Source organism: Sporosarcina sp. 6E9 (assembly GCF_017921835.1).
Taxonomy (GTDB): Bacteria; Bacillota; Bacilli; order Bacillales_A; family Planococcaceae; genus Sporosarcina.
Genome location: NZ_JAGEMN010000005.1, coordinates 89,674 through 116,326 on the forward strand (window position 1 = coordinate 89,674; position 26,653 = coordinate 116,326).

Genomic DNA, 26,653 nt, shown 5'->3' on the forward strand with positions numbered 1-26,653 from the left:
AAAAATCCCCTGCAAAAGGACAGATTAGTCCGATTGCAGAGGACGGTTTCACCGCGTTGCCACCTCTAGTTGAAGTATTGCTACTTCCTCTTGGCGTGCTTTACATAAAAAAGCACTTCCCGTAACGTGGGCTAGACGTCCCCCTTGACTATTTCTTCAAAGGGACTCTCATAAGTCCATTCACAAAGGCCGCGTATCAGTTTTCACCACCCACTGATTCTCTAACAAACGCTACCCGTGCTACTCCTCTTATTCAACAATTTCTCAGCTATGCTCTTCTCATCTAAGCTCATCTGTTCCGTGGGCGGCACCGCTATCAGTACCTCCTGCCCGTCTTGTGAAACAAAAAGTTCTTACAAGCATAGAGCATGAAATCTGAATTGTCAACCACCTTAATGCAAATTAATTAGAATTGACAATAAACCTGTAGCTATCCCATTAATTGATATCCATCGATTCGTCATTTACACTGGATATAAAGAGAAAAACACACCAACAGACAGGATGAATTCAATGAGAATCAATAAATACCTAAGCTCGGCTGGCATTGTCTCAAGACGCGGCGCAGATAAATGGATCGAAGACGGGCGCATCACGATTAACGGGCAGCCCGCAGAACTCGGTAGCCGGGTTAATGAAGGAGACGTCGTCCTTGCAGACGGAAAACCAGTGAAAACCGAAGAACAACTCGTCTATATTGCACTGAATAAACCCGTCGGCATTACGAGCACAACAGAACGCCATATTGAAGGGAATGTCGTCGACTTCGTTAACCATCCATTGCGTATTTTTCATATCGGTAGACTCGATAAAGACTCGGATGGCCTCTTACTTTTGACGAACGATGGGGATGTCGTGAACGAAATCCTTCGTGAAGAACACGGTCATGAAAAAGAATACATCGTCACAGTCGACAAACCGATTACCAGAGAGTTTGTGAGGAAAATGGAGTCCGGCGTCGATATTCTTGGGACGACGACAAAACCATGTAAAGTGAAACAACTCGGACCGCGAAAATTCAACATCACACTTACACAAGGCCTCAATCGACAAATTCGTCGTATGTGTTCCGCACTCGGCTTCACAGTCAAAAGCCTACAGCGCACACGCATCCTAAACATTCATCTCGGAGACTTACCAAATGGACAATGGCGCGATTTAACCGAAGATGAACTTCGTGAAATGTTTAAGATGATGAATTATGAACCGAAACGATAAGAAAAGCTGTTCCAACCGGGGGAAATTTCGGGATGGAATAGCTTTTCTTATTTTTATTCATCGGATGATATGAATTGGGAGGAGTTCGCGCTGGATTGAGAGGACTTCAAACCGATTGCGCGGAATTCCCAACCGATTCAGAGGACTTCAGAAATCACGGAAGGAACTTCATATAAAATAAAAACAGCTACTAAACATCACCCTCGATGTTTAGCAACTGTTTATTTTACACATTGACCATTTCTAAAAATTGTCGTGTGCGTTCGTTTTTTGAGTGATTGAAAAATTGTTCAGGCGTGGCATCTTCAATGATGCGTCCTTCATCTAGCATGATGATCCGGTCAGCTACTTCCTTGGCGAACTTCATTTCATGAGTAACGACGACCATTGTCATTCCACCATTTGCCAAGTTTTTCATCACTTGAAGCACTTCCCCGACGAGTTCAGGGTCAAGGGCCGATGTCGGTTCATCGAATAACAAAGCTTTCGGTCTCATCGCAAGGGCTCTCGCAATTGCGACACGTTGTTTTTGCCCACCGGATAATTTATTGGGGTACACATTTGCTTTGTCAGCCAAATCGACGTTTTCGAGAATCATCAACGCCTCCTTCTTGGCCTCTTCTTTATTCATCTTTTTTACAATAATCGGTGCTTCTATTATATTTTCAAGCACTGTCTTATGGGGAAAGAGGTTGAAATGTTGGAACACCATGCCAACTTCTGCGCGTACATTTGATAAGTTTTCTTTCTTTCGATTGATTTTGCGGTTATCAATTGAAATTTCACCTTCATTGATTATCTCCAAGAAATTTAAACAACGAAGGAGCGTGCTTTTTCCAGATCCGCTCACGCCGACAAGAACAATGACTTCTCCAGCTTTTACATCAATGTCGATTCCTTTTAATACTTCCAAATCACCAAAGGACTTGTGAATGTTTACCGCTTTAAGCATCGAAACGCCTCCTTATGCTTTATCAACATCTAATTTATTTTCGTACCATTTTAATAATCCAGAGAATATCAGCACGAGTACTAGGTAGTAGAATCCAACGACTAGAAACGTTTCGAATGGTTGGAAAGATGAAGCTGATTCCCGGTTAGCAAGCCCAAACAGTTCAGAAACACCGATGACATAGACAAGCGATGAGTCTTTCAGCGTGATGATGAACTGGTTTCCCAATGGCGGAATCGCTCTCCGTAGTGCTTGCGGGAAGATGATTCGGCGCATTGTTTGCGAACGGTTCATACCCACGGCAAGGCTCGCTTCACGTTGTCCGCGGTCGACGCCCTGTATGGCACCTCTAAAAATTTCAGCAATATATGCACCATTATGAACACCTAGCGCAATTGCGCCTGCCCAAAAATTCGACAGGATGATAATCGAGGTAATTCCGTAATAAAGAAACATGATTTGTACAATTAATGGCGTCCCGCGAATTAACGTAATATACAAGTTCGCAATTGTTTGCAGTATTTTTGATCCCGATATTTTCATTAAAGCAAAGACAATACCAAATGCGGTACCAATCACGACAGCAATCGCTGTTAATTGCAATGTAATGAGTGCTGCTTTTAGAAAACCTTCATATGTTCGCATAAATACTTCATATAAAGTAATAAATATTTCAGGCACCGGCAATGACCTCTTTCTTCACTAAGTAGATTGGATTGTTCACTCTAACAATTCAACGCCTTCTAAATCGAGGTCCAGTAAATTTCGGTCAAACCACTTTTTCGAAATTTCATCATAAGTTCCGTCATCAATTATCTCTTGAAGTGCTTCGTCAATCGCTTCTCTTAACTCGTCATTGTCCTTTCTCACGGCAATGGAAGGTTGTTCAACCCAAAGCGGTTTTCCGACTTCTTTGACTTCAAATCCATTCTCAATCGCTTCAAATCCGACGATATCCGCTGTAATCACTGCATCTAGTCGTCCTTTAATCGTTAAGTCTTTAAGTGCGACGACGTCACTGCTGTAATACTGCAGGTTGTCAGAAAGTGTTTTGGCTGGCTCTTCGTAAGTCGATTGCGCAACAACGCCAATTTTCTTCCCTTTAAGATCATCTGCTGATTTTATCTCCGTGTTATCTTTTGAAACAAATATCATGCCGCCAGAGTAGTAATAAGGTTCAGTGAAATTTGCCTGTTCTGCACGTTTTTTTGTGTAGGCCATTGAACCAATGATGGCATCGTATTTTTCCTCCACGAGGCCTTGTAAAATTGTCTCAAATGGATTCGTCACTGGATTTGGTTCTAGACCCATCTTCTCCGCGATTGCGTTCCCAATTTCAATATCAAATCCAGTGAGTTCGCCGCCTTCTTCGAAGTTAAATGGCTTATATAATCCACTTGCCGCGAATGTTAAACTACCTTTTTTAACAAGTTCATAGTTTACCCCAGGTTCTTTACTTGCCCCATTATCTTCAGCTTTTTTATCTTCCCCACATGCTGATAATAGTAGAACTGTAGCAACTAGTAATAGAAATAATGATTTCAATTTCGACATCTTCTTAAATCTCCCCTTTTTTATAAACTTACCACTGTAACTTTCCCTTCCCTACATCTCTACCGATAAACAAATTATTAGAAGATTGGTTCAAAAGAATGTTTTCATCGATAGGAAAAAAGTCACTTATTCATCTATGGATTTAGATGTATGCACAGCCTTCACTAATCCCGCTTATAGCTCGCAATGATCACCGCAATTTCATCTAACAATCCATACGCGGTATCATCTAAGTGATTATTGATAATGGCAGAAAAGATTAACACTTCTCCATCTTTTGTTTCCGCATACCCCGCCAAAGACGAAACACCGTTTAATGTTCCTGTTTTCGCTTTGACTTTATTTTCTGCGGCTGTGCCGTTCATCCGATACCGCAATGTTCCGCCGACAAATCTTTCTTCAATACCCGCTACGGGCAATGAATTCATGAATTCTTCGTACCAGGGTTTTTCTTGCGCTAGATATAGGAGGTTAGTGACTTCATTGGCGGTGACGAGGGTTTTATGAGACATTCCCGAACCGTCGCGCAGCAACATCGTGTTCATATTTATGCCTATGTCAGCGAGTGTATGATTCATCATCCCAAGTCCTTTGTTCCAACTGCCTGTGCCGCCGATTACTCGTCCCATTTCTTTAACGAGAACTTCACCATGTCCGTTATTGCTTAACTTCATAAATGGCGTGAGTAGTTCTTTCAAGGGCATGGACTGTTTAGTGGCTAGAAGAGTTGCGCCGCTGGGAACTGAGCCTGTTCCGACTTGAGTCACGTTGGTGAATTTGATGCCTTGTTCGTCTAATACGTGTTTGAATACATTCATCGTGTAATTCGTTGGTTCCCATACAGATGCCCAGGAACGGTTTTGTTTTAAGCCGAGCGGAATTGTTCCGGTGACGATGATTGTATTGGAGCCATGCATGCGCTCCGCTTTAATATAAGAAGTTCCGTTCTTCGCAACGGTTTTTGTTTTGTTGACGATTTTTAAATAACTGTTTTCCGGTACCATTCGAATTGTACCGGGTTCACCTGATTTGGTTGCGGGATACACATCGACAATAACCGTTCCAGCGTCAAAGTCGTCGTTCGGAGATAGCGTCAACGCGGATACTTGCGCGCCAGAATAATACGGCTCATCTGACCAGTTTAAATCTTGAGAGAGGCGTTCATCGTCGTACCAAGTATCATCTCCGAATAGATTTCCGGCAACGGTATGAATGCCTTTTTCCTTTAATTCCGTTACAAATGTGAATAAATCGCCGGTTGTTAGTGTCGGGTCGCCTAGCCCTTTTATATAAAGATTCCCTTGAAGCTTTCCGTCTTTAATTTTCCCGTCGGTGTACAGTTCTGTTTTAAATGTGTGCTGGGGTCCAAGCGTTTCAAGTGCGGCCACGCCGGTAAAAAGTTTCATGACGGAGGCTGGATGAACTCTTGTATCGCCTAAGTTCGAGTAAAGTACTTTCCCATCCACAGCGTTCCGGATGCTGATAGAAGTTGTTGCTCCTTGTAGTCTGGCATCTTTTAAGACTTTGTTAAGTTGATCTTCCAAGTTAGCATGGGTAGGTATTGGTGCTTTCATTTCTTCATTTGGCTGAATTTCTTTAAAAACGTATTCTTTAGAAGAAGGCGAGACAACTTCTGATTTGTCTGATGGATTCAGGAGCACTGGGACAATTACCACTAGCAGTATAAGCACGAAAAAAACAATTGTTTTTACTATCCGTCGTTTATTCAACTGACCGCACCTCAGCTTTCATTTTTTAAGAATTATCATGCAGGTTTTTAAAGTGCACTTTCAGGGCAAATTAAAAAAGAGAACCGTTTATTTTCAGGAAAGAGGTGATGTCATTGATTAACAATGTGGAAAAAGATGAAATTGCAATCGGTTTAATACAACTGCTAAAAGAAGGCAAGAAAGAAGCGTTTCAAGATGTCATCAAAGAACTTATGCCTTATGACGTCGCGCATCTGTATAAGGAATTACCAGTTAAGCGCCAACCCCTGTTTCTTGAGTATTTGGAGTTGAAAGAGTTAGCGAACCTTTTGCGTTACTTAACTCGAGATGAACAGCTTCATGTCATTGAAATTCTGAAGCCTGATCGTTCAGCAGAACTATTAGACCTTATGAAAAATGACGAGCTCGCAGTCATGTTGACAGGATTATCAAGTAGCGTCATTGATAAACTTATTAAGAAGATGAAACACGAAGAATCTGCCGTAATCCGAAAAATTCTTTCTTATCCTGAAAAGTCTGCTGGGCGCTCGATGTCTGACCGCTTTGTTTGGATTGACAAGTCGTACACGGTTGAAAAAGCCACCCAAAAGCTGAAACACTTCTCCGATTTGGCGGAGTACTTAAACTACCTATACGTCATTGATCATGAACGAAAACTCGTCGGCGTCGTTTCTTACCGTGATTTATTGCTCGCGGATTTTGATGTGGTCATTGAAGATATTATGGTCAAGAATGTTGTGAAAGTAGACGTCTTAACGAAACAAGAAGAAGTGGCGAAACTGATCGCCAGACATGACTTCGTCTCCATTCCGGTTGTGGTGGAGGATAATACGTTAGCGGGCATCATAACAGTTGATGATGTTATTGACATTATTATGCGGGAAGCAGATGACGATATCGGAATGCTCATGGCTTCCGGTAAAGATATTGACTTCAATACGCCACCATTCATTGCAGCCTATAGACGCCTTCCATGGCTTGTTTTATTATTATTTATCGGTCTTGTTTCCGGAAGTATTATTGCAAGATTTGAAGCAACACTTGAAGCAGTTGTCGCACTGGCCTTTTTCATGCCGATGATTGCGGGTATGACAGGAAATACAGGTACTCAGTCTCTCGCGATTGTTGTACGTGGGTTTGTTACTGAGGATTTGAGTCCAAAGAAAACGATGAAACTGATTTTCAGAGAGCTATTTGTCGGTATTATTATTGGCGTAACTTGCGCAATCCTTATTTCAATCATCGCTTACATTTGGCAAGGCAGTATCGTTCTTGGATTAGTTGTCGGGGCTTCCTTACTCGTTACACTCATTATCGGGACACTCTCCGGCACGATTATCCCACTAATTTTACACAAGTTCAAAGTGGATCCAGCAGTTGCATCCGGGCCGCTAATCACAACAATTAATGATATATTATCGCTTCTAATTTACTTTGGCATTGCGACAATGTTTATATCAAAACTGATGTAAGTCATTGCGTGAATAAGTAGACACCCGTAAATAACAAAATCAAATAAGTGAAAATCCGAAAGTACTTCTGATTGATACGGTGGAATAGGCGTTGTCCAAAGTATAGTCCTAAAACGACTAGGGGCAACCCCATTCCACTCGATATCCAAACGGTTTTATTGGACCCGGCAAATAAAACTTGAACGACTAGGCTAATTGAATAAATGAAAAGATAAAAGGCTAATGTCGTCGCACGCAATTGTGCTTTCGGTGTGCCTGTTCCAGAAAAGTAAAGCAGTAATGGCGGTCCGGGCATGCCGATACCGGTTGTCAGTAAACCAGATAAGCCACCGACAAAAAAATCGCGGCGCTTGGTCGTCTTCAAGTGAAAATTCAACATAAGCAAAAATGTTAAGGCTAAAATGACTACGCCAATACCAACTTTCAAATTTCTCGTTTCCGCAAATAAAAAAATCAGAATCCCAATTGGTAATCCTGGTAAACTTCCAATCATAAATCGTTTTAAAATACCCATATCAACATCTGCGCGGATTTTTCTAATAAGCGCTGCGGAAATGACTAATGATAATACGAAATTGATTTGAATGGCTTCTTTAGGTTCGAAAATCAACAATAAGAACGGCGTTGCCATGATAGAAAAGCCGAATCCCGTGCTTGTTTGTAAAATTGACGCAAATAATATGATGACGATAAATAATATAATAGTCATATTAATTCCACCTCGTAATTGTTTCTTATCATACCATTTTGATAGATGAATTACCCTTCCTTTGTAAGCGCTGTCAATCCTGAGTCAATTAATCGGAATAGTTTTACTTCAATCATTTCGTTGACTTATCATTCTTTTCAATCTAAAGTAAGGATTAATTCTTGCGACAATCGAATAGCAAAACATCACTTTCTTATCAAGAGAGATCGAGGGACAGGCCCTATGACATCTCGGCAACAGATTCATGACGAATGAATACTGTGCTAATTCCTGCAAGTGCTTCGGCATTTGGAAGATGAGAACGAGATGGTTTCTTACATAGTAGAAGCCCTCTTTTTTCTTATCATTCTATTGATAAGTGAATCGGGGCTTTTTCGTTTTTCTTAGATGGCTGAGAAGTTGTGAACGCGGAATGAGTGTTTTTTATCAGGAGGTTTTGACATGATTGAATTTAAAAATGTCTCGAAGACGTTTAGTCTTGGAAAACGAGAAGTGCATGCGGTTAAAGATGTTTCGCTATCGGTTAAAAAAGGAGAAATATACGGTATTATCGGATTTAGTGGTGCCGGAAAGAGTACGTTGCTACGTTTAGTGAATATGTTGGAACGTCCAACTTCTGGCTCTGTGTTCATCCAGAATGTTGATGTCAGTTCATTATCCGCGAAGGAATTACGCACGCAACGCCGCAACATCGGGATGATTTTCCAAAACTTTAACTTATTTAATTCAAGAACTGTTGCTGGAAACGTTGCTTATCCTTTAAAGTTGGCCGGCGCTACCAAACAAGAAGTCCAGGAGCGTGTGAAAGAACTATTAGCTTTTGTCGGTCTATCCGATAAGGCGAAAGATTATCCAGATCAACTATCAGGCGGACAAAAACAACGTGTCGGGATTGCTCGGGCGCTTGCCAGTTCTCCGGAAGTTCTCATCTGTGATGAAGCGACATCCGCTTTGGATCCTGATACCACCGCTGATATTTTACGGTTACTCAAAAAGGTAAATAAGGAGTTGGGAATCACCATTCTTCTTATCACACATGAAATGCATGTTATCCAATCCATTTGTGACAAAGTGGCGGTCATGGAGGAAGGCGAAGTAATTGAGTCTGGTGCGGTTTTCGAAACCTTTACGAATCCGCAACACTCAACGACGCAACGCTTTATCCAATCCATTCAACAAGACTTGCCTTCTGAGAAGCTTTTAGACGAATGGCGTTCCAAGGGCGGTACCCAGTTATATCGCGTCATTTTTAAAGGCGAAATTGCAAGCGACCCTGTTCTATCGCAAATCACTCGAAAACACGGCATCGATTTCAACATCGTCTATGGTTCAGTTCGAGAAGTTCAAGAAAGGTTTTTCGGTAATCTTCTGATTTCCTTTGAAGGTGAACCGGCAAAGATCCAAAAAGTATTGCAGACACTTGAAGCGATTGTAGATATCAAGGAGGTCATTAAAGATGAGAGTTGATTGGTCCACGTTTTGGCCACGAATTATAGAAGCGACGGGCGAAACGCTCATCATGGTGCTTGCCACACTTATTTTCGGTTCGATTATCGGAATTTCACTGGGGCTTCTATTATTTGTGACAAGAGAAAATAATATCTTGGAAAACAAAGCAGTTTCACGCGTCTTAAATATTCTTATCAATATCATACGGCCGATTCCGTTTATCATCTTCTTAGTTGCCATTTCACAACTAACGAGATTGGTTGTCGGGACAACCATTGGAACGACCGCAGCGATTTTCCCGATGACGATTGTGGCGAGTTTTGTTGTTGCTCGAGTTGTTGAAAATAACTTAGTTAGTATCGACCCGGGCGTTATAGAAGCTGCGCAAGCAATGGGGGCAAGCCCACTTCGGATTATCTTTACTGTATTAATTCCAGAAGCGCTTGGGCCTTTGATTTTAGGATTAACTTTCGTTTCGGTCAGTCTAATCGACTTTTCTGCGGTTGCTGGAACAGTGGGCGGCGGAGGTCTTGGACATATCGCCATGACTTATGGTTATCAACGGTTCGATGCGAGTGTCATGATTGTTACGGTTGTTATCTTAATTTTGATGGTGCAACTCGCGCAGTGGATCGGCAATACGCTATCTAGAAAGATTATGCGTCGTTAACATTAAAATTGATTTAGTGCTCCGTCATTCGCTTTCCTGCGGGCGAGCGCCGAGCCGCTTCCCTTGCTACACTCAGTCCAGGGTCTCGGCTGTCTCGCTGATTCCGCGGGAGTCTCACGACTGCGCACTAAATCAGGAAGTAGTCTTATATAAGACTTCTCTATAACCTTTCAATAACTTAGTTTTATGTCAAAAAGAACTTTACCTAAAAGGAGAAGATAAAATGAGAAGATTAATGATTTTATGTTTAGCGATTGTAACAGCGGCTTTATTAACAGCTTGTGGCGGTAAAGGAAACGCGGATAGTGAGACAGTTAAGGTGAAAATTGGGGTCAATGGTTCTGATGGTGTTCAATGGCCGATTTTGAAAGAAAAGGCGGCGAAAGAAGGCATCGAAATTGAACTTATCGAGTTCGCAGATTACACTTTGCCGAATAATGCACTTGCGCAAGGCGATGTGGATCTAAATGCATTCCAACACTTTTCTTTCTTATCCCAATACGTAAAAGAAAGCGGAAATGAACTTGTTCCAATTGGTTCGACGATGTTTGCACCACTCGGCGTTTATTCTGAAAAGATTAAAGATATCGCGGAAATAAAAGAAGGAGATAAAATCGCAATTCCAGATGACCCTTCTAACCAAGCACGTGCGCTACGCTTACTTGAAAGTGCTGAACTTATTACACTTTCGGATGACTTTGGATTGTTTGGAGATCCGAGTAAAGTTGTTGAAAACCCTTTGAAATTAGACATTATTCCGATGGTCGCTCAACAAACACCACGTGTATTGCCGGATGTAACCGCAGCGATTATTAACAACGGAATTGCAGGACAAGCAGGTTTTTCACCAGGCGAAGATCCAATCTTTAGAGAAACTGGCGACGATGAAAGTATTCACCCGTATGTGAATATTATTGCGGCAAGCGCGAAGGAAAAAGACAATAAAACATTCAAACGAATCGTTGAATTATATCAAGAAGAAGATATTGCACAAGCTGTAGAAGAAGATACAAAAGGTGGATCTTATCTGATTAATTTAACGCAGGATGAGATTGATAAAGTGTTTGAAGGACTTATAAAATAATACTGGGGGGTATTTATAATGAGCATTGTAAAAGAAGAGACGAACACATTATTCCAATCAATTGAAAATAACCGCGGGTTATATATTCAAACGAGTCAGGATATCCATGCGAATCCCGAAATCGGAAATAAAGAAGTGTTTGCCAGTGCTAAACACGTTGCCATACTGGAAAATGCGGGTTTTAAAGTAACAACAGCGGTTGCTGGTCATGAAACATCCTTTTATGCCGTGAAAGACAGTGGAAAAGAAGGCCCGACAGTCGCCTATCTTGCTGAATATGATGCACTTCCAGGATTGGGGCATGCATGCGGACATAATATTATCGGTACAACAAGTGTCGCTGCGGGTATTGCACTCGCTGAAGCACTTCCTGAAACCGGAGGACGCGTCGTCGTTCTCGGGACCCCTGCTGAAGAAGGCGGCCCGAATGGGAGTGCGAAAGGTAGTTTCGTTAAACATGGCTACTTAAAAGATGTGGATGTGGCACTGATGATTCACCCATCTGGTAAGACTGCAACTACCGGAGAATCGCTCGCTGTAGATCCACTTGACTTCCACTTTTTCGGAAAACCAGCGCATGCATCTGGTTCACCGCATCATGGCATTAACGCGTTAGATGCTGTTATTCAATTATTCAATGGCATTAATGCACTTCGCCAACAGTTGCCGTCTGACGTCCGGATTCACGGAATTATTACACACGGCGGGGATGCACCGAATATCATTCCGGAATATGCATCGGCACGTTTCTATATTCGCGCCGCATCGTGGAAAAAAACAGTGGAAGTTTCGGATAAAGTACGAAATATCGCTGAAGGAGCTGCGCTTGCGACAGGGGCAACCGTCAAAATCGAACGCTTCCAAAATGAAGTAAAAGATCTTGTCCTAAACGCAGTTCTTGATCAGGTCTTGGTTGAAGAACTTTCTGCACTCGGCGAAGTGGTCCATACCGAAAAGAGAGAAGGCAAAGGTTCCACGGACGCTGGGAATATTAGTTACGAAGTGCCAACTGCACATCCGTATATCAAGATCGGGCCAGATAATCTCGTTGCGCATACAGACGAGTTTAGAGAGGCCTCGAAGTCGGAAATCGGAGATGAAGCTTTGATTACAGGAGCAAAAGCTTTAGCGTCAACAGGGTATCGTTTATTGACGGATTTTGAATTGCTTCATCGTGTGAAGCAGGAATTTGAAAGGGGATTGGCTGCGAAGGCGGAGTGATTTTAAGGGATGAAAGTACGACGTTTGCAAATCAGCGGCTTTAGTCGGTTAAAGATGGGTATTAGTCGTTTACCCAAATTATTACTATTTCCACATAGAAAAAGGTTGCCACATCACATGGCAACCTTTTTTATGTTAGTAATTATGCAAACTCTTCCACCAGTTCACGCATTGTCCCGTGCTTCGCCAAATTCGTGTGCCAGGAAAGTGCTTTTTCCAAAACATGCGGAGTCTGCCCGCCTCTTTCAAGCGCTTCGCTGTAATACGCGCGTAGTTGGTCGCGATACATTGGATGTACGCAATTCTCGATGATCAATCCTACACGTTCTCTCGGCGCGAGTCCGCGGAGATCTGCATAGCCCTGTTCCGTTACAATCACATCAACATCATGTTCTGTATGATCAACATGCGAAACGAAAGGAACGATGCTTGAAATATCGCCACCCTTTGCAACCGACTTGGTCACAAAAATCGCAAGGCGCGCATTCCGTGCAAAGTCACCGGAACCGCCAATCCCGTTCATCATCTTCGTTCCAGAAACATGCGTCGAATTGACATTGCCGTAAATATCCAGCTCCAGCGCCGTATTAATCGATATTAAACCGAGACGGCGAATGATTTCCGGGTGATTCGAAATTTCTTGCGGGCGCATAATGAGCTTGTCGCGGTACTTATCAAACTCACCAAATACTTGCGCCATCTTGTCTTCAGACAATGTAATCGACGCACAAGACGCGAAACGCACCTTCCCCGCATCAATCAAATCAAACACTGCATCTTGCAGTACTTCCGAATACACTTCCAAGTCCTCAAATTCAGCGTTAATCATGCCGTGCAACACCGCATTGGCAACCGACCCGATTCCCGACTGCAACGGCGCTAACTTATTTGTTAACCTACCTGCTTGTACTTCCGAACGTAAAAAAGTCAATAGATGTTCCGCCATGATTTCTGTTTCTTGGTCTGGTGCCACAATCGTTGACGGAGAGTCTAGTTGATTGGTGAAAACAATGCCTTTCACCTTTTCCACGTCAATCGGAATCCCGATTGTGCCGATACGGTCATCGGCGTTTGTTAACTGAATCGGCTGACGCTCGCCTTGTTTTCCTGGATCATACAAATCATGTAATCCTTCAAGCTCAGTTGGCTGCGCCATATTGATTTCAATAATAATCGACTTTGCATGCGCTGCGAATGTTAATGAGTTTCCAACAGATGTTGTCGGAATGATCATACCGTCTTCTGTTATTGAAACCGCTTCCAAAATTGCGAAATCAATTGGTTCGATGACTTCTGCTCGAATCAGTTCCGCAGTATGCGATAAATGGTGATCGACAAAGAGATGTTCACCGTCATTAATTTTCTTTCTCATCGTTGGTTCGGCTTGAAATGGCAGTCGTTTGTTCACAATGCCTGCTTCTGCAAATAACCGGTCAATATCCGATCCCAAAGATGCCCCAGTAAACACATTCACTTTAAACTTTTCCTGTTCTGCACGTTTCACCAATGCCAATGGAACAGCTTTCGCGTCACCAGCCCGGGTAAATCCACTTAACCCCAATGTCATACCGTCTTCAATCCAAGATGCCGCCTCTTCTGGCGTCACAACAGCCTCTTTCAATTGATGATGTTTAATACGATTCATAGGTTTACCCATCGATTTATACCCCTTTTCATAACTTTTAGTTAATTCTACAGGATGGAAATAGTCGATGGGCGGTTTCGGTTTTGAATAAAGAATTACTGCCTAAAGTACTTAAAATCACGTCTGAAACAGTATAAATCAAAACCCTAATAGCTTTCGAAAATAACTGGCATACGATTGACTGACCGGTATTTTCGTTTCGTCATCCATCGCTAAAACAAAAGTCGAGTGCGTATCTGGGAAGATTTCTTTTATGTGATGGACATTTACGATAAACGAACGATGGCATCGGACAAAGGAATCTCTGGGCAATAAATACTCAAACTCCTGCAAAGTATTCTTATGTGTTCCTGAAAAACCATCCGCCACGACAATGGTTTTACGATCCTTCACTTCAACATATTTTACATCTGTAAATGAAACCGGATTCCAACCATCAGGTGTTTTTACCGTCACAACCGACTTCCCATCCGTATAAGCAGGGTAAATCGCCATCACGCACCCTTGCAATTCACCATCATGATGAAAAGGAACCGCCATGCCGTGATAAGGCACCCCAAAAACATCCCGGTCAATAAACTCAGACACTTTTTGTTTCTGAGCAAGCGCTTTATAAGCAATCGTTCCCGCTTTCACTGGATCCCCCGCACTAATTTTCAAGTCAATTCGTTTACTCGGACGATAATAAATATATTTTTTCGTATCTGAAATGGCGATTGATATTTCATCTGAAAATAATTCACCCATCACATCTAAAAGTGAATCGATTGTAAAACTTTTCATTTCTGAGCTCCTTTAAATAACTCCGTCATGTCTACTCATTATACTACAACCAATCTATCGGTTCACCACGAGTAAAAAACAAAAAACCGAGGCCATGAACAATGAATCGTTCAGACGCTCGGTAAATTATGAGTCCCGCATTCTATCATGACATACGCACTGCATCTGGCTCAGGCACAAAGCGCAGAACGACAATCCCGATAATGAACAGAATTACCAAACTGAATACCCCGTATGATGAATGACCCGTCAATTGTGACGTCACACCAACAAGCAACGGACCCATAACTGACGCAAACTTCCCGAAAATATTATAAAAGCCGAAGAACTCGTTCGCTTTTTCTTTCGGAACTAGTTTAGCGAAATAGGAACGACTGAGTGCTTGAATCCCACCTTGCGAAGTTGCAACCAACATAGCAAGAATCCAAAAATCCGTCTCTGTTTTCATGAAAAACGCATAAATACAGACAATAATATATACGAAAATCCCAACATACAACATCTTTTTCCCCGTGAACTTTTGCGATAAACGACCGTAAATAATCGCAAACGGCGCAGCGACGACTTGCGTAACAAACAAAATGATAAGGAGCGACGTCGCACTAATGCCCAAGTCAGTTCCATACGCTGTCGACATCGAAATAATCGTTCCGACCCCGTCAATATAAAAGAAATAAGCAACTAAAAATAAAAACACATGACGATATTTTCGAATGTCTTTAAACGTACGTCCCAACCTTATAAAACTTCCTTTAATAAGGCTAACATTAGGTTCTCGTGGGATTGAATGAATCTGAACTACATATTTAAGCATCGGCACCGTGAAAACAATCCACCAAATCGCCGTAATAACAAACGCAAGCTTCATCGCAAATCCTGTCGCAAGCGGAATAACCCCTTTATCAGCCAACATTATTAACGCGATACTGATAATGAACGGAATCGTACTCCCGATGTACCCCAATCCAAAACCGCGAGCCGACACTTGGTCCATCCTTTTCTCCGGTGTCACATCGACTAAAAATGCATCGTAAAATATATTTGCCCCGTGAAACCCAACCGCTGTTATCGCATAAAAAACTAATAATAACGTGCCATTTCCTTCTGGAACGAAAGCCAATGCTGCCGTCGATAAAGAACCGATTGCAAAGAAAGTAAAGAAAAACTTCTTTTTCATTCCTTGATAATCCGCAAGCGCCCCTAAAACAGGTCCAATCATCGCGATAATAAACGTTGCGAAAGCGACCGCATAGCCTAAATAGGCCGTTGAATCCGCGTTTGAGATCCCAGCATTCGAAGCAACAGATTTATAAAATAAAGGAAAAACCGCCGTCGTAATTATGATCGAGTACGCTGAATTTCCCCAGTCGTACATCATCCAACCAGTCTCTGTCTTATTAAACTTCTTCACTTCAATTCCCCCCTCCCACACTTCTACTATCTAGTGTACAACAATAGAGATGAGAATATATATAGTATTCTAACTTTTACTAACTATTCTATTTCCAAAACTTGTTCAATCACTTTCCCATCCGTCTTTCCCAAATCAAGACCGAGAAGACGCGCAAAAGTCGGCCCTTCATCGATCAATCTCATAACAGGAATTTCAACATTCGGCTTGATGCCTTTACCAGTCGCTATGAAAATCGTTTCATAGTTGCCCTTTGTCGGCGAATACCCATGTGAGGCAAACGTATACTTCCCGCTAGCCACATCGTCCTCTGTAATCACATCAATTGAATCCCCATCCAAATGCTCTGTAAAATAATATCCCCGACGTGCCTCGACCATAAAGGTTGCATTTTCATCAGCGCCGCGTCGACCCGCTTCCTCACCGTCGATCACAAACTCAACGCCATTTTCTTCATTCATCACCAATGAGTTCAATAAGGCTCGCACGCGCTCTTTCGTCCCGGTATCGCTTTTATCTTTCAAATAAATATAAGCCGAACCATCATTACTTTTACAGTACGCTTTCCAACGCTTCACTTTTCCTCGTTTCGTCACTTCTATCAAACCACTTTCTATCAATAAAACATTCAATTTCACGGCCTTAGAATGATCCAGCGAACTATGATCGCCTAACGCCACAATTGTGGATTTTTCATACAGACCGCTGTCCTTCAAAGCCGTTAAAATCTGACCGAGACGTGCATCATGACGAAGAATAGCCGCATCCGCTTCCGCAGATGAAAAGCCATGACGATGACGTTGTGAATCCAAATCCACCAAATGAATCAGCATGAGATTCGGTTTTTTCGTTTTAATCGTATGAACAGCCGATGCGGTCACGAAATCATCAAGTTCCGGTTGTTCAGTCCCTTTACGAAGATGGCCAAATCGTTTATTCATGTCAAATTGATACCTTTTGCTGCCATTCCACAAAGAAGTTACAATTTGATGATGCCATGGTCGATTCGCAAAAATTTCCGGCATATGATAATCGATTTTTGCTTTTGCTGTTACAGGCCACAACAATGCCGCTGTAGACATACCCGCTCTTTTCGCTTCATCATATAATGTCGTGCCTTGAATATAACGCCGCCCCCAATACCAATCAGGCGATTCCCTTCCCGGCTGAAGCAGCGTATTTGTTGGAACCCCATGTTGATTGGGGTAATTTCCAGTCACGATACTAGCATGACAAGGATACGTGACAGAAGGATAAATCGTTTCGACATTTTCGCAAATCGAGGCAGACCTTAAAAGCGCTTTGAAGTTTGGTAACGCCTTCAACTTTCGAATGTCCTGTGCAGATAAACAATCGAAAGAAATGACAATTAAATGATCCGTTAATCGTTGCAAACAAACTCACACCCGTCCCAATATAGTCTTTTCATTCTACCAGACAAAAAAACTGGTCACCAAAGGATTATGTCTCCTCGGTGACCAGTTTTCCCCATTATTTCATTGGCAAATCGAAAAGAACAGACTTTTCTTTAAATAAAGTCTTTACGTTTTCATCTACTAATGGCCCTACTTGGAATTCCAACTCTTTCAGTAAATTAAATTCATCTTCTCTAAACAGGTAAACAAATAGCGCCTCATGCGCCTCGCCGGGTGCAATCTCTCCACGTACAGTTGGCTCGAGCATACCATTTGAAAGCATCGTACCACGGTTTTGATCTAAATGAAGATTCGTTTTTATCGACTTGGAAACTAACGCATCACTTCCATTTTCTACAGAAAGCTTAATCGTTAATGCGACAAGTGGTCCTTCCCCGAAATTACTGAATCGGTCTGCATGCGCGGTTGTCGGTGTTATATTAGCATATTGAACACCTTCCAGCGTAACCTTCACGTCATCAATCGATTGTTCTTTGCTAATATCTTCTTCAGAAAAGAACAATTCTTTGTCTGCAATGCTCTCCGTGACCATCTTGTCTGCATACAATTTGGAAGTCGCTTCAGCTTTTTTTGTGCCTTCTTCAGTAATTGGAAAGAAAAAAACTGCTTCTTCTCCGAATGGTTTACTTGTATCTTCTTCCAAGTACGGTGTAGAAATCGTCATTCTTGGAGATTCCAACTTTTCAAATTGTGCCTTCGTAATCATATGCGCGGACAGTCCAGTAAAGGAACCTTTTGAATAAAGACTGACTGTATCATTTGAATCATCATTCATCCATTCATCCCGTGACACAAAATGACTTCTACCTGGCAGATGTTCCGTTGCATCATCCGAATAAAATAATACCCCTTGATTGAACGATATATCTTTATCGCTTTTATTCTCGAGTGTCAGTTTATATGTTAAAACATAACCTTCATCTTCTTCAGCGAAACTAGCTTTCGCAGATTCGTTCATATTCGTCACATGCACGACTTGATATTCGTCGATTGTAATGGTGACATCGTCGCTATAAGCATGCGTTAAACCTGGGTTTGTGTTTGTCATAATAATTTCAATATCACCGCCAGTTTCTTCTTCAAGATAGGTATTTAACATCTCACCATCTGAACTAGCCGCGACTTCTTCATTTTCAACTTCTTCCTCTTCTTCTACCTCAGTTTCAGTTTCTTCGATGTCTTCGGGTTTTTCTTCCGCCTCCACCGCATCTTCTTTCTTCGGATTGCTACAAGCCCCTACTAGTAATATCAATGACAGCAGGCCAACAATGAACCAATTCTTCCATTTCATAGACAATTTCTCCCCTTTTGTGTATTAAATATTCATCCTACCACTATTCAATACCCTAAAATGTATATATTATCCATTCAACACTTTGAACCTAGGTAATAAATACATTCCAGGAGGAAACACCCATCTGGTTTTATTCGAATAAAAAAACACTTCCCTAAATTACTTGGGAAGTGTTTTTGGAAACACAATGCGCCAACCCACTGAAATAAAAATGAGCAGAACAGCACTATATATATACGCCCCATAGTTGATGAATGTTGAAATCAAATGGGCAACCACAAAAACACCGGTGAATATGCTTAACAAAAACATTTTAAAGCCATCCGTCTCTTGTGCAAACTCAAATGAATTCGAAAAAGGATAGGTTTCATTATTGATCATCTTATACGTAATCAACGTCTGCAAGATTCCGCCCAATAGCACCGCAAGCAGTTCTGGAATCACGTTTAGTGTAAATATCCAGGTGAAAACACCGCCTAAGAGAAGAAAAACTGGAAGATATAACTTCACCAAAAATGCTTTTAAGGCGCCACTATAGGCGGCAGATTGATTTTTAATCGGAGCTGCTTTTAACAGCCAACTACCTTTATAGCTTCCCGAAAACTTTAACATATGAACCGTCATCGGAATGAGGAAATTACAAAAATAAATGAATAAAAACGTCCGCCCTGTTGAAATATCCGCCAAACTCCGTTCACTCAACTCTGTAAAAATAAAGATGAACGGAAAAACAAGCGCAATCCCTATGCCGGGATACACTTTCAACTTAAACTCGCGCTCTTTTTTCATCATTGTCATCGCAAATCGAAAAAATAATCGTTCCTCTTTGTTACGACACGTTAGCGTAGCCCATAAATTCACAAGCCGATTGCTATTCCGTTCTTTTCCCGAATCACTTAATAATTTCTCCAAGTTGCGTTCAAATGAAGGCATCAGACGTGCATAAAGGAAGATAGCAATTACCGGAATGACAAACCCAAGTATGGCTAAGGTCATCAACGGCCCCTTAAAGTTTTGATACATCACAAGATCGAATGTTGCCCCGTACCATAACGGTGGAATGAATACATGCCACCAGCTAAACGAGTAAATAACATCAAAATCAACCACATTAAATGCGCGAATCATGATTTGATAACCGACGATGACACCGACAGATAACAGGATTTGAAAATAGTTGATCATATCTTTTAGCCTTTCACCATCGAAAAAGCGTAGAACGAATAAATAAAATAACGCCGTCAATACAACTATAAAAAGCAATGTAAATATCAAGTCTATAAAAAATACGATTGAAAATATAACCCCATGTTTAAATACGCTGACAAGTAGCGGAATCGCCACGAAAGCACCCGTAATAACTGTCATATAAATCATCACGTGGATAATCTTCGCTGCGCTAATCGTCCGGCCGTTAATCGGCTTCGTGTTTAAAATGTTTTTATCGCGCACATCTAAAAGTACAGTTGAGAAATCTGAAATCATAGACGTCATAATGATAAAAATAATCATGCCGAACACAAGACTCATTTGAAAAATATAATTCGTTCCCAATAGCATAAACGGCACTAGGATAAGCCCATATAATGCATAAATCCATAATGACTTGAAAAAGTGATTGCCTTCCTTCTTTTTAGATTCATTAAAAATGGTTGGCACTCTTCTTTGGTCCATCGTCAATTTAATCATTAGGATTTTTTGCATCGCTTCAAAATCAATGCCAAACTTCTCAAATAAGCCTTTAAATAGTCTGAGGAACTGCAATGATTTAAAGTTCTGCATCGCGAGAACCCTCACCAACAATCGATACGACTCGTTCTGCAATCGTATTATGCTTTGTAAAGCCCGTTAATTGATTGAAAATATCCGAAAGCGTTCCTTTTTCACTTAATATCTGCAATTCTTCGAAACTACCATCAGCAACAACTTTTCCTTCAACTAGCAAGACTATCCGATTACTAATCTTCTCGACAAGATCCATAATATGTGACGAATAAAATATCGTTTTACCTTGCGCTGCCAATTGCGTTAATAACGCTTGAATAATCATAATGCTATTCGCATCAAGACCGCTTAATGGCTCATCCAAAAATAGCAAATCTGGATCATGCAATAAACTGGAAATAATCAACATTTTTTGTTTCATGCCTTTTGAAAACGAAGAAAGTCTTTTATGAGCAACATCTTCCAAATCAAATTCATTCAGCAATCTTAACGCTTTATCCTGTGCAATGTTTGGATCCAGCCCATATAATTCACCTGTAAATTGTAAATATTCAAGTGCAGTGAGCGTATCATACGCTTCTGCATTCTCAGGAACATAACCAATTCTTCGTTTATAATCGGGATTACCTTCTGAAATGTCATACCCGAAAAGTTCAACTTTCCCCTCATAACCATCGATTAACCCAAGCATGATCTTAACCGTTGTACTTTTCCCCGCGCCGTTCGGACCAATATAGCCAATAATTTGTCCTTTGAAAACTTCTAAATCCACGCCGTTTAATATGCGCTTAGGACCGTAATTCATGGATAGATTGGTAAGTGACAACACTTTTTCAGACTTCATATTCATCCCCCCGTTGTCATTATATTACCACAATTTTCAAATACGAAAAGACGAAAGAAATAATTTTTCTTTCGTCTAGATGAACCTATTTAATTATATAAACATACCCGCAATGGCCGCGCTTAATAATGAAGCCAACATACCGCCGGCAACCGCTCGAATTCCCATTTTTGCTATATCGGGACGTCGACTCGGCGCCATTTCACCTAATCCACCTAGAAGAATTGCCAATGAACTTAAATTCGCAAATCCACATAACGCAAAACTGACGATAATTACGGTTTTAGGTAGTAACTCGGGAATTTGAGGCGCAAAAGCAGCATAAGCTACAAACTCATTTAACACAAGCTTTTGACCGATAAAACTTCCTGCCGTAATCGCTTCTGACCACGGAACGCCAATTGCAAAAGCAAGCGGAGAAAACAGAACGCCTAAGATTCCTTCAAGCGTAATAGAACCATATCCAAACCAGCCGCCAATACCGCCTAACAGCCCGTTAATCATAGCGATTAACGCAATAAACGCTAATAACATCGCACCGACATTTAACGCGAGTTTTAATCCATCGCTCGCCCCGCGCGCCGCTGCATCAATCACGTTTACGGAATCGCTGTCCTTTTCCATTGTAAATTCTGTAATGGCTGATTCTTCTTTCTCTGGTATCATCATTTTCGCAATGATCAATCCCGCGGGTGCCGCCATGAAACTTGCAGCAAGCAGATATTCAAGTGGTACACCTAACAAGGCGTAACCCGCCAGAACAGAACCTGCAATAGAAGCCAGTCCACCCGTCATAACAGCAAATAGTTCCGACTTTGTCATATTTGCCAAGAATGGTCGAATCACGAGTGGCGCCTCTGTTTGCCCAACAAAGATATTCGCTGCAGCAGATACCGATTCCGCCCGACTCGTTCCAAGCAGTTTTGACAAGCCACCACCGATCAATTTAATGATCATTTGCATAATACCGAGGTAGTATAGAACAGAAATTAAAGCCGAAAAGAAAATGATAATCGTTAATACTTGGAAAGCGAAAACAAACCCAAAATTTTTCGTATCCGCAACGGGACCAAATAGAAATCCAATCCCTTCACCTGCGTAGTCAATCACATTTTGAACTTTGTCTGATAACTTTTTCAACAATTTCCTTCCCGTTTCCCACTCCAACACAATAAACGCAAATGATACTTGTATCGCCAAACCGACTAAAATGGTTCTGAAATTTATAGACCTTTTCGCATTTGACAAAAGAAATGCAATTCCGAGCACAACAAATATCCCGAAAAGTCCCCATAGTAAATTCAATTATTCCACCTCATAAAATTCATTTTTCCCACATGAAAAACCATTACGAAAATGCACAAAATTGCATTAATGACAAGCTTTATCAATAGGTGACCTAGGAATTTTAACAAACTATTTCACGAATGTAAATCAAAATAAAAAGGTTCCTCCTAATAACTAGGATGAACCTTTTCAAATTTTTAATACTAATTTTTATTTCATTGAGGAGAGCAGTTCTTTCGCTTGCTCACGCATCATGAATTTTTGGATTTTTCCACTCGCATTTCGAGGAAGTTCATCCACGATGTGATAAGTTTTTGGTCGTTTATACCCCGCCAGTTTTTCATGATTTTTGCAAAATTGATCCAGCTCATCTGCCGTTAGCGACGGGTCTTTACTGACAATGAATGCAACCACTTGCTCGCCCCACTTTTCATCTGGTGCACCTAAAACGGCAACATCAAGAACCGCCGCATGCTCATGTAAAACATCTTCTACTTCACGCGGATAAATATTTTCACCACCGCTAATTATCATATCGTCAACGCGGTCCGCAATATATAAATAGCCATCCTCATCCATATAACCGAGATCACTTGAGTGATACCAACCTTGACTTAATGCCTCGTTCGTATCTTCCGCGCGGTTATAATACCCGACCATCATGCAAGGACCTTTGACAATAATTTCGCCAACTTCACCGGGCGGCAATACATCTTCAGGATTCGAGGGACCATCCGCATTTGCACGCACCACTCGAATCTCATGATTGTAGCAAGCTTTTCCTGCAGATCCGGCTTTCGTTAACTGCTCGTCCTCCATTAAAAACGTAATGGCAGGTCCCATTTCCGTTTGGCCATACGCCTGAACCAAATCAATTTTCAACACTTTATTCACTTCATTCACAAGTACTGGCGCCATTGGAGCTGCACCGTATAAGCCTAACCTCATTGATTGCGTATTATAGGCAGCAACATCTTCTTGAAGCATCATATTCCACATCGTCGGTGCCGAAAACATAATCGTCACCTTTTCTTCTTCAATTGTTTTTAACGCTTTTGCGGGGTTAAACTGATGCATAATAACGCTTTTCGCACCGGCTTGTACGCGAGGAATCACGTTGCAATGCAATTCAGCACAATGAAACATCGGTGCGGCAACAAGCCCGATATCGTTTTTCGTGCATGTTAAAGCAGTAATGCATATCAGACTCTGCTCAGCCATTGCACGATGGCGGTGAATGACGCCTTTCGGTCTGCCTGTCGTCCCGCTCGTATACATGATGGCATACATATCCGTTTCGCTCACGTCCACCTGGGGACTCGCAGTAGATGCCTTCGCGACTTCCGCTGCATAGCTTTTAGCATAGTCAGGCGCATCTTCTTCAATGAACCAAAATTGAATTTCTGGGAACTTTGCTTGCACAGAAGCTACAACCTCCGCCAAGGCTTTTTCAAACAAGACAACTTTTGGACTTGCATCTTTTAATATATAGGAAAGTTCTTCTGATTTTAAACGAAAATTGATGGGATTAAACACTGCCCCTATTTTAGCCGTCGCAAAAAGCGTCGTGATTAGTTCGCTCGTGTTGAATAAAAATGTAGAAACCCGATCCCCTTTTTTCACGCCAGCTGATTGCAGCGCGTTTGCGAGGCGATTCACATCGACCGCCCACTCTTCATAGGTCCATCTTTTATTTTTCTTTATATCTACAAGCGCTTCTCTTTCAGGATAATTACGAACGGTTTGATCAAAAATTTTCCCCAATGTCGCGTACATTTCTATCATCCCCTTTATTGAAAATATATCCCACTTTAATAATGTCAGATAATACTAATTATTGCAATACCATTTGTGCCAAATTAAAAAACCACGTTCACATTCGAACGTGGTCAACCTATTTTTTTAACCCGCTTACTTCTTCATCCGTTAAATACCGCCAATGACCGAGTTCCAATTGACCCAATAAGAGATCTTTAATCCGCACGCGTTGTAGTTTTGTAACCGTGAATTGGAAACGCCTGCACATTCTTCTAATTTGACGGTTTAATCCTTGTGATAAGGTAATTTTGAATCGATAATCATCTAGTTGAATGACTGTACATTTTTTAGTTGTGATGATTGCTTTTTTTCTCGGATTATAAATTTCCACGCCGCCTGCCATGCTGGCTATAAATGCCGCGGTTATTTCTTTATCAACCGTTACGATATAATCTTTTTCTTCATTATGTTCTTCTCGTAAGAGTTCATTCACGATGCTACCATCATCGGTTAGTAGAATTAGCCCTTCAGATAATTTGTCGAGCCGACCCACCGGAAAAATACGTTCAGGATAATTAAGATAGTCGATAATATTTCCATCTATATTTCCGGCGGTTGTACAGGTTATTCCAGGTGGTTTATTGAGCATGATGTAAATGTCGTTTTCTTTCGCTAATAGAAGTTGACCTTCTACTTCAACCTTATCCCCTTCACTGATCATACAACCAATCCCAACTGTAACATCGTTTACAGTCACCTTTTGTTCTCTAATCAACACATCCGCCCGTCGTCTTGAACAATATCCGGATGATGCAATAAATTGATTTACCCTCATTTTTTCCTCCATCTATTTCGAAAAAAAAGACTTACCTTTTAGGCAAGTCTAGTTCCTGATACAATATGCGATATTCGCCGTCTTCAGCAACTTCAGCGTGAAACAAAGCTTTAAGGGCGAAACTTTTTTCTATATCCATTTCTTTCATAATTTGGTTTAAGCGCACTTGCAGATATTCATTCTCTTTAACAAGTTGCTTCATTTGCGATTTATAGTACTTCATAACTTTTTTACTCCTTCCGGAAATCAAATCTCTCTATTAAGTATAGCATTACTTACTTCATCAATCGAGGTATCGTCTTGCCCCTGCATATTCAGAAGTCCAATGTTTTGATTCAAATACATCCACCATTTCTACAGTGCTAGCTGGGTTCGGTGCATGAATCATTTTTCCGTCACCGATATACATGCCAACATGGTGAACGGCACCTTTTCCTTGCTCATACGCAAAAAACAACAGGTCACCCTTTTGCAAATCATCTTTATTTACAGCTGACCCATGTGTCGCTTGTACGGATGAATCCCTTGGTATTGTGATTCCATTTGCTTGATAGATTGTATAAGTGAAACCGGAGCAGTCAAACCCGAATCCTGACGTGCCCGCCCAGAGATACGGCAAAGATAAAAACTGTTCACCTGCTTGAACTAATGTTTCCCCGGTTGGCTTTGGAATATCCTGTTCAGATTGAAAAACAGCCACTTCTTCAGATAAAATCCACTTTTCACCATCGCCGGGCGTCATAATCCGCGTGACTCCGCCTTCCAGCGAAATTACAGGGAGTCTAGTATTATAGCTGACTTCCATGAATTTCTTTTGCAATTGTTCATCAACGTATAGCCAACTGGTCGGTTTCATGATAACGACGAAATCGTTTTGTTCTTTTACCACAGCGAAGTCATAGCTTGTAGTTAGTTGTGTTTTGGGCATCCATCCCAGATAACCGAGCTCACTTTTCGGAGTCAGTTGGCCGTGAACTGCTACTTTCGCCCACTCGCCTGATTCTTCTACAATAGTGACTGATTGACCTAAAAGCGCTTGCGTTTCCAATCTTCCAACAAGCCATTTTCTTTGATCTATCGACATGCTCGTCGTCCATTTCCATAGGTCTACAGGATTCTCAGCAGAAGGGCTATCAATCGGCCGCGTATTCTCCGGTTCTGACCAAAGCGTTGCAACGGCCACGTTAATAAACGCTAAATCAGGATTGCTTTGTTCTATTTGTTTCTTTTCCAACGCTTCTTTTGCTTTCGCCTGAGCAGCTTTCCTTTTCTCTTCAGCTTCTTCCTTGGCAATCGCGGAACCTATCTCTTTATCTATCTGTTGATTGTCTGAAACAACGGGCTCATTTTCATGAACTTCTGATTCGTTGACCATTAGAATGATGGAAATAACCAATAGTAGGGCTAAATAACATGAATACACTTTTAAAAACTTTTTTCTCTTCGAGGGTTTACCGTGGAATTTCAGAAAGACTTTGGGCATACTTAACCACAACAACAAATAAATTATACTTGCTAGAAATATCCCGATAAATAGTAGTGTAATCGACGCCATTTAGATCCCCCCGTTCGTTAC

General features: G+C 41.4%; 23 protein-coding genes, 1 riboswitch and 1 other annotated feature. Of the genes, 6 read left to right on the plus strand and 17 right to left on the minus strand.

Translation table 11 applies throughout. The features are described 5' to 3' along the window. Window positions 1-35 precede the first annotated feature (35 nt). Window positions 36-266: a binding site (T-box leader), on the minus strand. Between the two features lie 247 nt (window positions 267-513). Further along, on the plus strand, window positions 514-1,218 hold the full coding sequence (gene rluF / locus J4G36_RS15975) for a 23S rRNA pseudouridine(2604) synthase RluF (RefSeq protein WP_210471394.1): 705 nt from the start codon (window positions 514-516) through the stop codon (window positions 1,216-1,218). 226 nt (window positions 1,219-1,444) lie between these two features. Here the strand turns inward: rluF and J4G36_RS15980 are convergent, their stop codons facing one another. From J4G36_RS15980 to dacB, 4 genes are all read right to left on the minus strand, one after another. After that, window positions 1,445-2,170 (minus strand): amino acid ABC transporter ATP-binding protein, encoded by a 726-nt coding sequence (locus tag J4G36_RS15980; protein ID WP_210471395.1) that lies wholly within the window; start codon window positions 2,168-2,170, stop codon window positions 1,445-1,447. 12 nt (window positions 2,171-2,182) lie between these two features. Then, window positions 2,183-2,851: an amino acid ABC transporter permease gene (locus J4G36_RS15985; protein WP_368668799.1), complete on the minus strand. Its 669-nt coding sequence runs from the start codon at window positions 2,849-2,851 to the stop codon at window positions 2,183-2,185. 39 nt (window positions 2,852-2,890) lie between these two features. Further along, window positions 2,891-3,724: a transporter substrate-binding domain-containing protein gene (locus J4G36_RS15990; RefSeq protein ID WP_210471396.1), complete on the minus strand. Its 834-nt coding sequence runs from the start codon at window positions 3,722-3,724 to the stop codon at window positions 2,891-2,893. Between the two features lie 164 nt (window positions 3,725-3,888). Next, a complete protein-coding gene (gene dacB, locus J4G36_RS15995; protein WP_210471397.1) occupies window positions 3,889-5,454 on the minus strand; it encodes a D-alanyl-D-alanine carboxypeptidase/D-alanyl-D-alanine endopeptidase in 1,566 nt (521 codons plus the stop codon). Between the two features lie 107 nt (window positions 5,455-5,561). On the opposite strand from dacB, the gene mgtE reads away from it, so the two are divergent. Beyond that, window positions 5,562-6,926, plus strand: a complete 1,365-nt coding sequence (gene mgtE, locus J4G36_RS16000; protein WP_210471398.1) for a magnesium transporter — start codon at window positions 5,562-5,564, stop codon at window positions 6,924-6,926. Window position 6,927: 1 nt separating this feature from the next. Here mgtE and J4G36_RS16005 read toward each other — a convergent pair whose 3' ends face one another. Then, complete coding sequence (locus J4G36_RS16005; protein WP_210471399.1) at window positions 6,928-7,635, minus strand: sulfite exporter TauE/SafE family protein; 708 nt, start codon at window positions 7,633-7,635, stop codon at window positions 6,928-6,930. Between the two features lie 190 nt (window positions 7,636-7,825). Then, a riboswitch (SAM riboswitch) is annotated at window positions 7,826-7,937 on the plus strand. Window positions 7,938-8,076: 139 nt separating this feature from the next. Between J4G36_RS16005 and J4G36_RS16010 the strand changes: the two genes are divergently transcribed. The 4 genes from J4G36_RS16010 (at window position 8,077) to J4G36_RS16025 (ending at window position 12,059) form a co-directional block, all read left to right on the plus strand. Continuing rightward, window positions 8,077-9,102 carry a methionine ABC transporter ATP-binding protein gene (locus J4G36_RS16010; RefSeq protein ID WP_210471400.1) on the plus strand — a complete coding sequence of 342 codons (1,026 nt, stop codon included), beginning with the start codon at window positions 8,077-8,079 and terminating at the stop codon, window positions 9,100-9,102. Further along, window positions 9,092-9,754 carry a methionine ABC transporter permease gene (locus J4G36_RS16015; RefSeq protein ID WP_210471401.1) on the plus strand — a complete coding sequence of 221 codons (663 nt, stop codon included), beginning with the start codon at window positions 9,092-9,094 and terminating at the stop codon, window positions 9,752-9,754. Before J4G36_RS16010 ends, J4G36_RS16015 begins: the two co-directional genes overlap by 11 nt. A gap of 223 nt (window positions 9,755-9,977) precedes the next feature. Then, window positions 9,978-10,838: a MetQ/NlpA family ABC transporter substrate-binding protein gene (locus tag J4G36_RS16020; protein WP_210471402.1), complete on the plus strand. Its 861-nt coding sequence runs from the start codon at window positions 9,978-9,980 to the stop codon at window positions 10,836-10,838. A gap of 18 nt (window positions 10,839-10,856) precedes the next feature. Further along, the gene (locus tag J4G36_RS16025; RefSeq protein WP_210471403.1) at window positions 10,857-12,059 is read left to right on the plus strand and encodes a M20 family metallopeptidase; all 1,203 of its coding nucleotides are present in this window, start codon (window positions 10,857-10,859) and stop codon (window positions 12,057-12,059) included. 142 nt (window positions 12,060-12,201) lie between these two features. On the opposite strand, the gene J4G36_RS16030 is transcribed toward J4G36_RS16025, so the two are convergent. From J4G36_RS16030 to J4G36_RS16085, 12 genes are all read right to left on the minus strand, one after another. Further along, on the minus strand, window positions 12,202-13,716 hold the full coding sequence (locus tag J4G36_RS16030; protein WP_210471404.1) for a succinyl-CoA:acetate CoA-transferase ScpC: 1,515 nt from the start codon (window positions 13,714-13,716) through the stop codon (window positions 12,202-12,204). A 126-nt stretch (window positions 13,717-13,842) separates the two neighbouring features. Further along, window positions 13,843-14,487, minus strand: a complete 645-nt coding sequence (locus tag J4G36_RS16035) for a LytTR family DNA-binding domain-containing protein (protein ID WP_210471405.1) — start codon at window positions 14,485-14,487, stop codon at window positions 13,843-13,845. Window positions 14,488-14,632: 145 nt separating this feature from the next. Beyond that, entirely contained in the window at window positions 14,633-15,865 is a 1,233-nt protein-coding gene (locus J4G36_RS16040) for an MFS transporter (protein WP_246880680.1), read from the minus strand. A gap of 116 nt (window positions 15,866-15,981) precedes the next feature. Beyond that, window positions 15,982-17,292 (minus strand): alkaline phosphatase family protein, encoded by a 1,311-nt coding sequence (locus tag J4G36_RS16045; protein WP_210471407.1) that lies wholly within the window; start codon window positions 17,290-17,292, stop codon window positions 15,982-15,984. A gap of 97 nt (window positions 17,293-17,389) precedes the next feature. Further along, window positions 17,390-18,625, minus strand: a complete 1,236-nt coding sequence (locus tag J4G36_RS16050) for a DUF5068 domain-containing protein (RefSeq protein ID WP_210471408.1) — start codon at window positions 18,623-18,625, stop codon at window positions 17,390-17,392. 162 nt (window positions 18,626-18,787) lie between these two features. Beyond that, window positions 18,788-20,410: a hypothetical protein gene (locus J4G36_RS16055; protein WP_210471409.1), complete on the minus strand. Its 1,623-nt coding sequence runs from the start codon at window positions 20,408-20,410 to the stop codon at window positions 18,788-18,790. After that, a complete protein-coding gene (locus J4G36_RS16060) occupies window positions 20,397-21,203 on the minus strand; it encodes an ABC transporter ATP-binding protein (RefSeq protein ID WP_483315908.1) in 807 nt (268 codons plus the stop codon). The genes J4G36_RS16055 and J4G36_RS16060 overlap by 14 nt, the downstream gene beginning before the upstream one ends. Before the next feature lie 87 nt (window positions 21,204-21,290). Next, the gene (locus tag J4G36_RS16065; protein WP_210471411.1) at window positions 21,291-22,502 is read right to left on the minus strand and encodes a NupC/NupG family nucleoside CNT transporter; all 1,212 of its coding nucleotides are present in this window, start codon (window positions 22,500-22,502) and stop codon (window positions 21,291-21,293) included. Window positions 22,503-22,694: 192 nt separating this feature from the next. Continuing rightward, window positions 22,695-24,260, minus strand: coding sequence for a fatty acid--CoA ligase (locus J4G36_RS16070; RefSeq protein WP_210471412.1), 1,566 nt, complete (start codon window positions 24,258-24,260; stop codon window positions 22,695-22,697). Window positions 24,261-24,378: 118 nt separating this feature from the next. Then, on the minus strand, window positions 24,379-25,077 hold the full coding sequence (locus J4G36_RS16075; RefSeq protein WP_210471413.1) for a pseudouridine synthase: 699 nt from the start codon (window positions 25,075-25,077) through the stop codon (window positions 24,379-24,381). 31 nt (window positions 25,078-25,108) lie between these two features. Beyond that, complete coding sequence (locus J4G36_RS16080; RefSeq protein ID WP_210471414.1) at window positions 25,109-25,300, minus strand: hypothetical protein; 192 nt, start codon at window positions 25,298-25,300, stop codon at window positions 25,109-25,111. Window positions 25,301-25,360: 60 nt separating this feature from the next. Further along, entirely contained in the window at window positions 25,361-26,632 is a 1,272-nt protein-coding gene (locus J4G36_RS16085; protein ID WP_246880670.1) for a C40 family peptidase, read from the minus strand. Window positions 26,633-26,653 lie beyond the last annotated feature (21 nt).

Coding starts and splice junctions, on each gene's coding strand:
- J4G36_RS16075 (WP_210471413.1), bottom strand. CDS start 25,077: ATGAGGGTAAATCAATTTATTGCATCATCCGGATATTGTTCAAGACGA.
- J4G36_RS16055 (WP_210471409.1), bottom strand. CDS start 20,410: ATGCAGAACTTTAAATCATTGCAGTTCCTCAGACTATTTAAAGGCTTA.
- J4G36_RS16035 (WP_210471405.1), bottom strand. CDS start 14,487: ATGAAAAGTTTTACAATCGATTCACTTTTAGATGTGATGGGTGAATTA.
- J4G36_RS16070 (WP_210471412.1), bottom strand. CDS start 24,260: ATGTACGCGACATTGGGGAAAATTTTTGATCAAACCGTTCGTAATTAT.
- J4G36_RS16085 (WP_246880670.1), bottom strand. CDS start 26,632: ATGGCGTCGATTACACTACTATTTATCGGGATATTTCTAGCAAGTATA.
- J4G36_RS16025 (WP_210471403.1), top strand. CDS start 10,857: ATGAGCATTGTAAAAGAAGAGACGAACACATTATTCCAATCAATTGAA.
- J4G36_RS15990 (WP_210471396.1), bottom strand. CDS start 3,724: ATGTCGAAATTGAAATCATTATTTCTATTACTAGTTGCTACAGTTCTA.
- rluF (WP_210471394.1), top strand. CDS start 514: ATGAGAATCAATAAATACCTAAGCTCGGCTGGCATTGTCTCAAGACGC.
- J4G36_RS16010 (WP_210471400.1), top strand. CDS start 8,077: ATGATTGAATTTAAAAATGTCTCGAAGACGTTTAGTCTTGGAAAACGA.
- J4G36_RS16080 (WP_210471414.1), bottom strand. CDS start 25,300: ATGAAGTACTATAAATCGCAAATGAAGCAACTTGTTAAAGAGAATGAA.
- J4G36_RS16040 (WP_246880680.1), bottom strand. CDS start 15,865: ATGATGTACGACTGGGGAAATTCAGCGTACTCGATCATAATTACGACG.
- J4G36_RS15980 (WP_210471395.1), bottom strand. CDS start 2,170: ATGCTTAAAGCGGTAAACATTCACAAGTCCTTTGGTGATTTGGAAGTA.
- J4G36_RS16015 (WP_210471401.1), top strand. CDS start 9,092: ATGAGAGTTGATTGGTCCACGTTTTGGCCACGAATTATAGAAGCGACG.
- J4G36_RS16060 (WP_483315908.1), bottom strand. CDS start 21,203: ATGAATATGAAGTCTGAAAAAGTGTTGTCACTTACCAATCTATCCATG.
- J4G36_RS16030 (WP_210471404.1), bottom strand. CDS start 13,716: ATGGGTAAACCTATGAATCGTATTAAACATCATCAATTGAAAGAGGCT.
- mgtE (WP_210471398.1), top strand. CDS start 5,562: ATGTCATTGATTAACAATGTGGAAAAAGATGAAATTGCAATCGGTTTA.
- J4G36_RS16005 (WP_210471399.1), bottom strand. CDS start 7,635: ATGACTATTATATTATTTATCGTCATCATATTATTTGCGTCAATTTTA.
- J4G36_RS16050 (WP_210471408.1), bottom strand. CDS start 18,625: ATGAAATGGAAGAATTGGTTCATTGTTGGCCTGCTGTCATTGATATTA.
- J4G36_RS16020 (WP_210471402.1), top strand. CDS start 9,978: ATGAGAAGATTAATGATTTTATGTTTAGCGATTGTAACAGCGGCTTTA.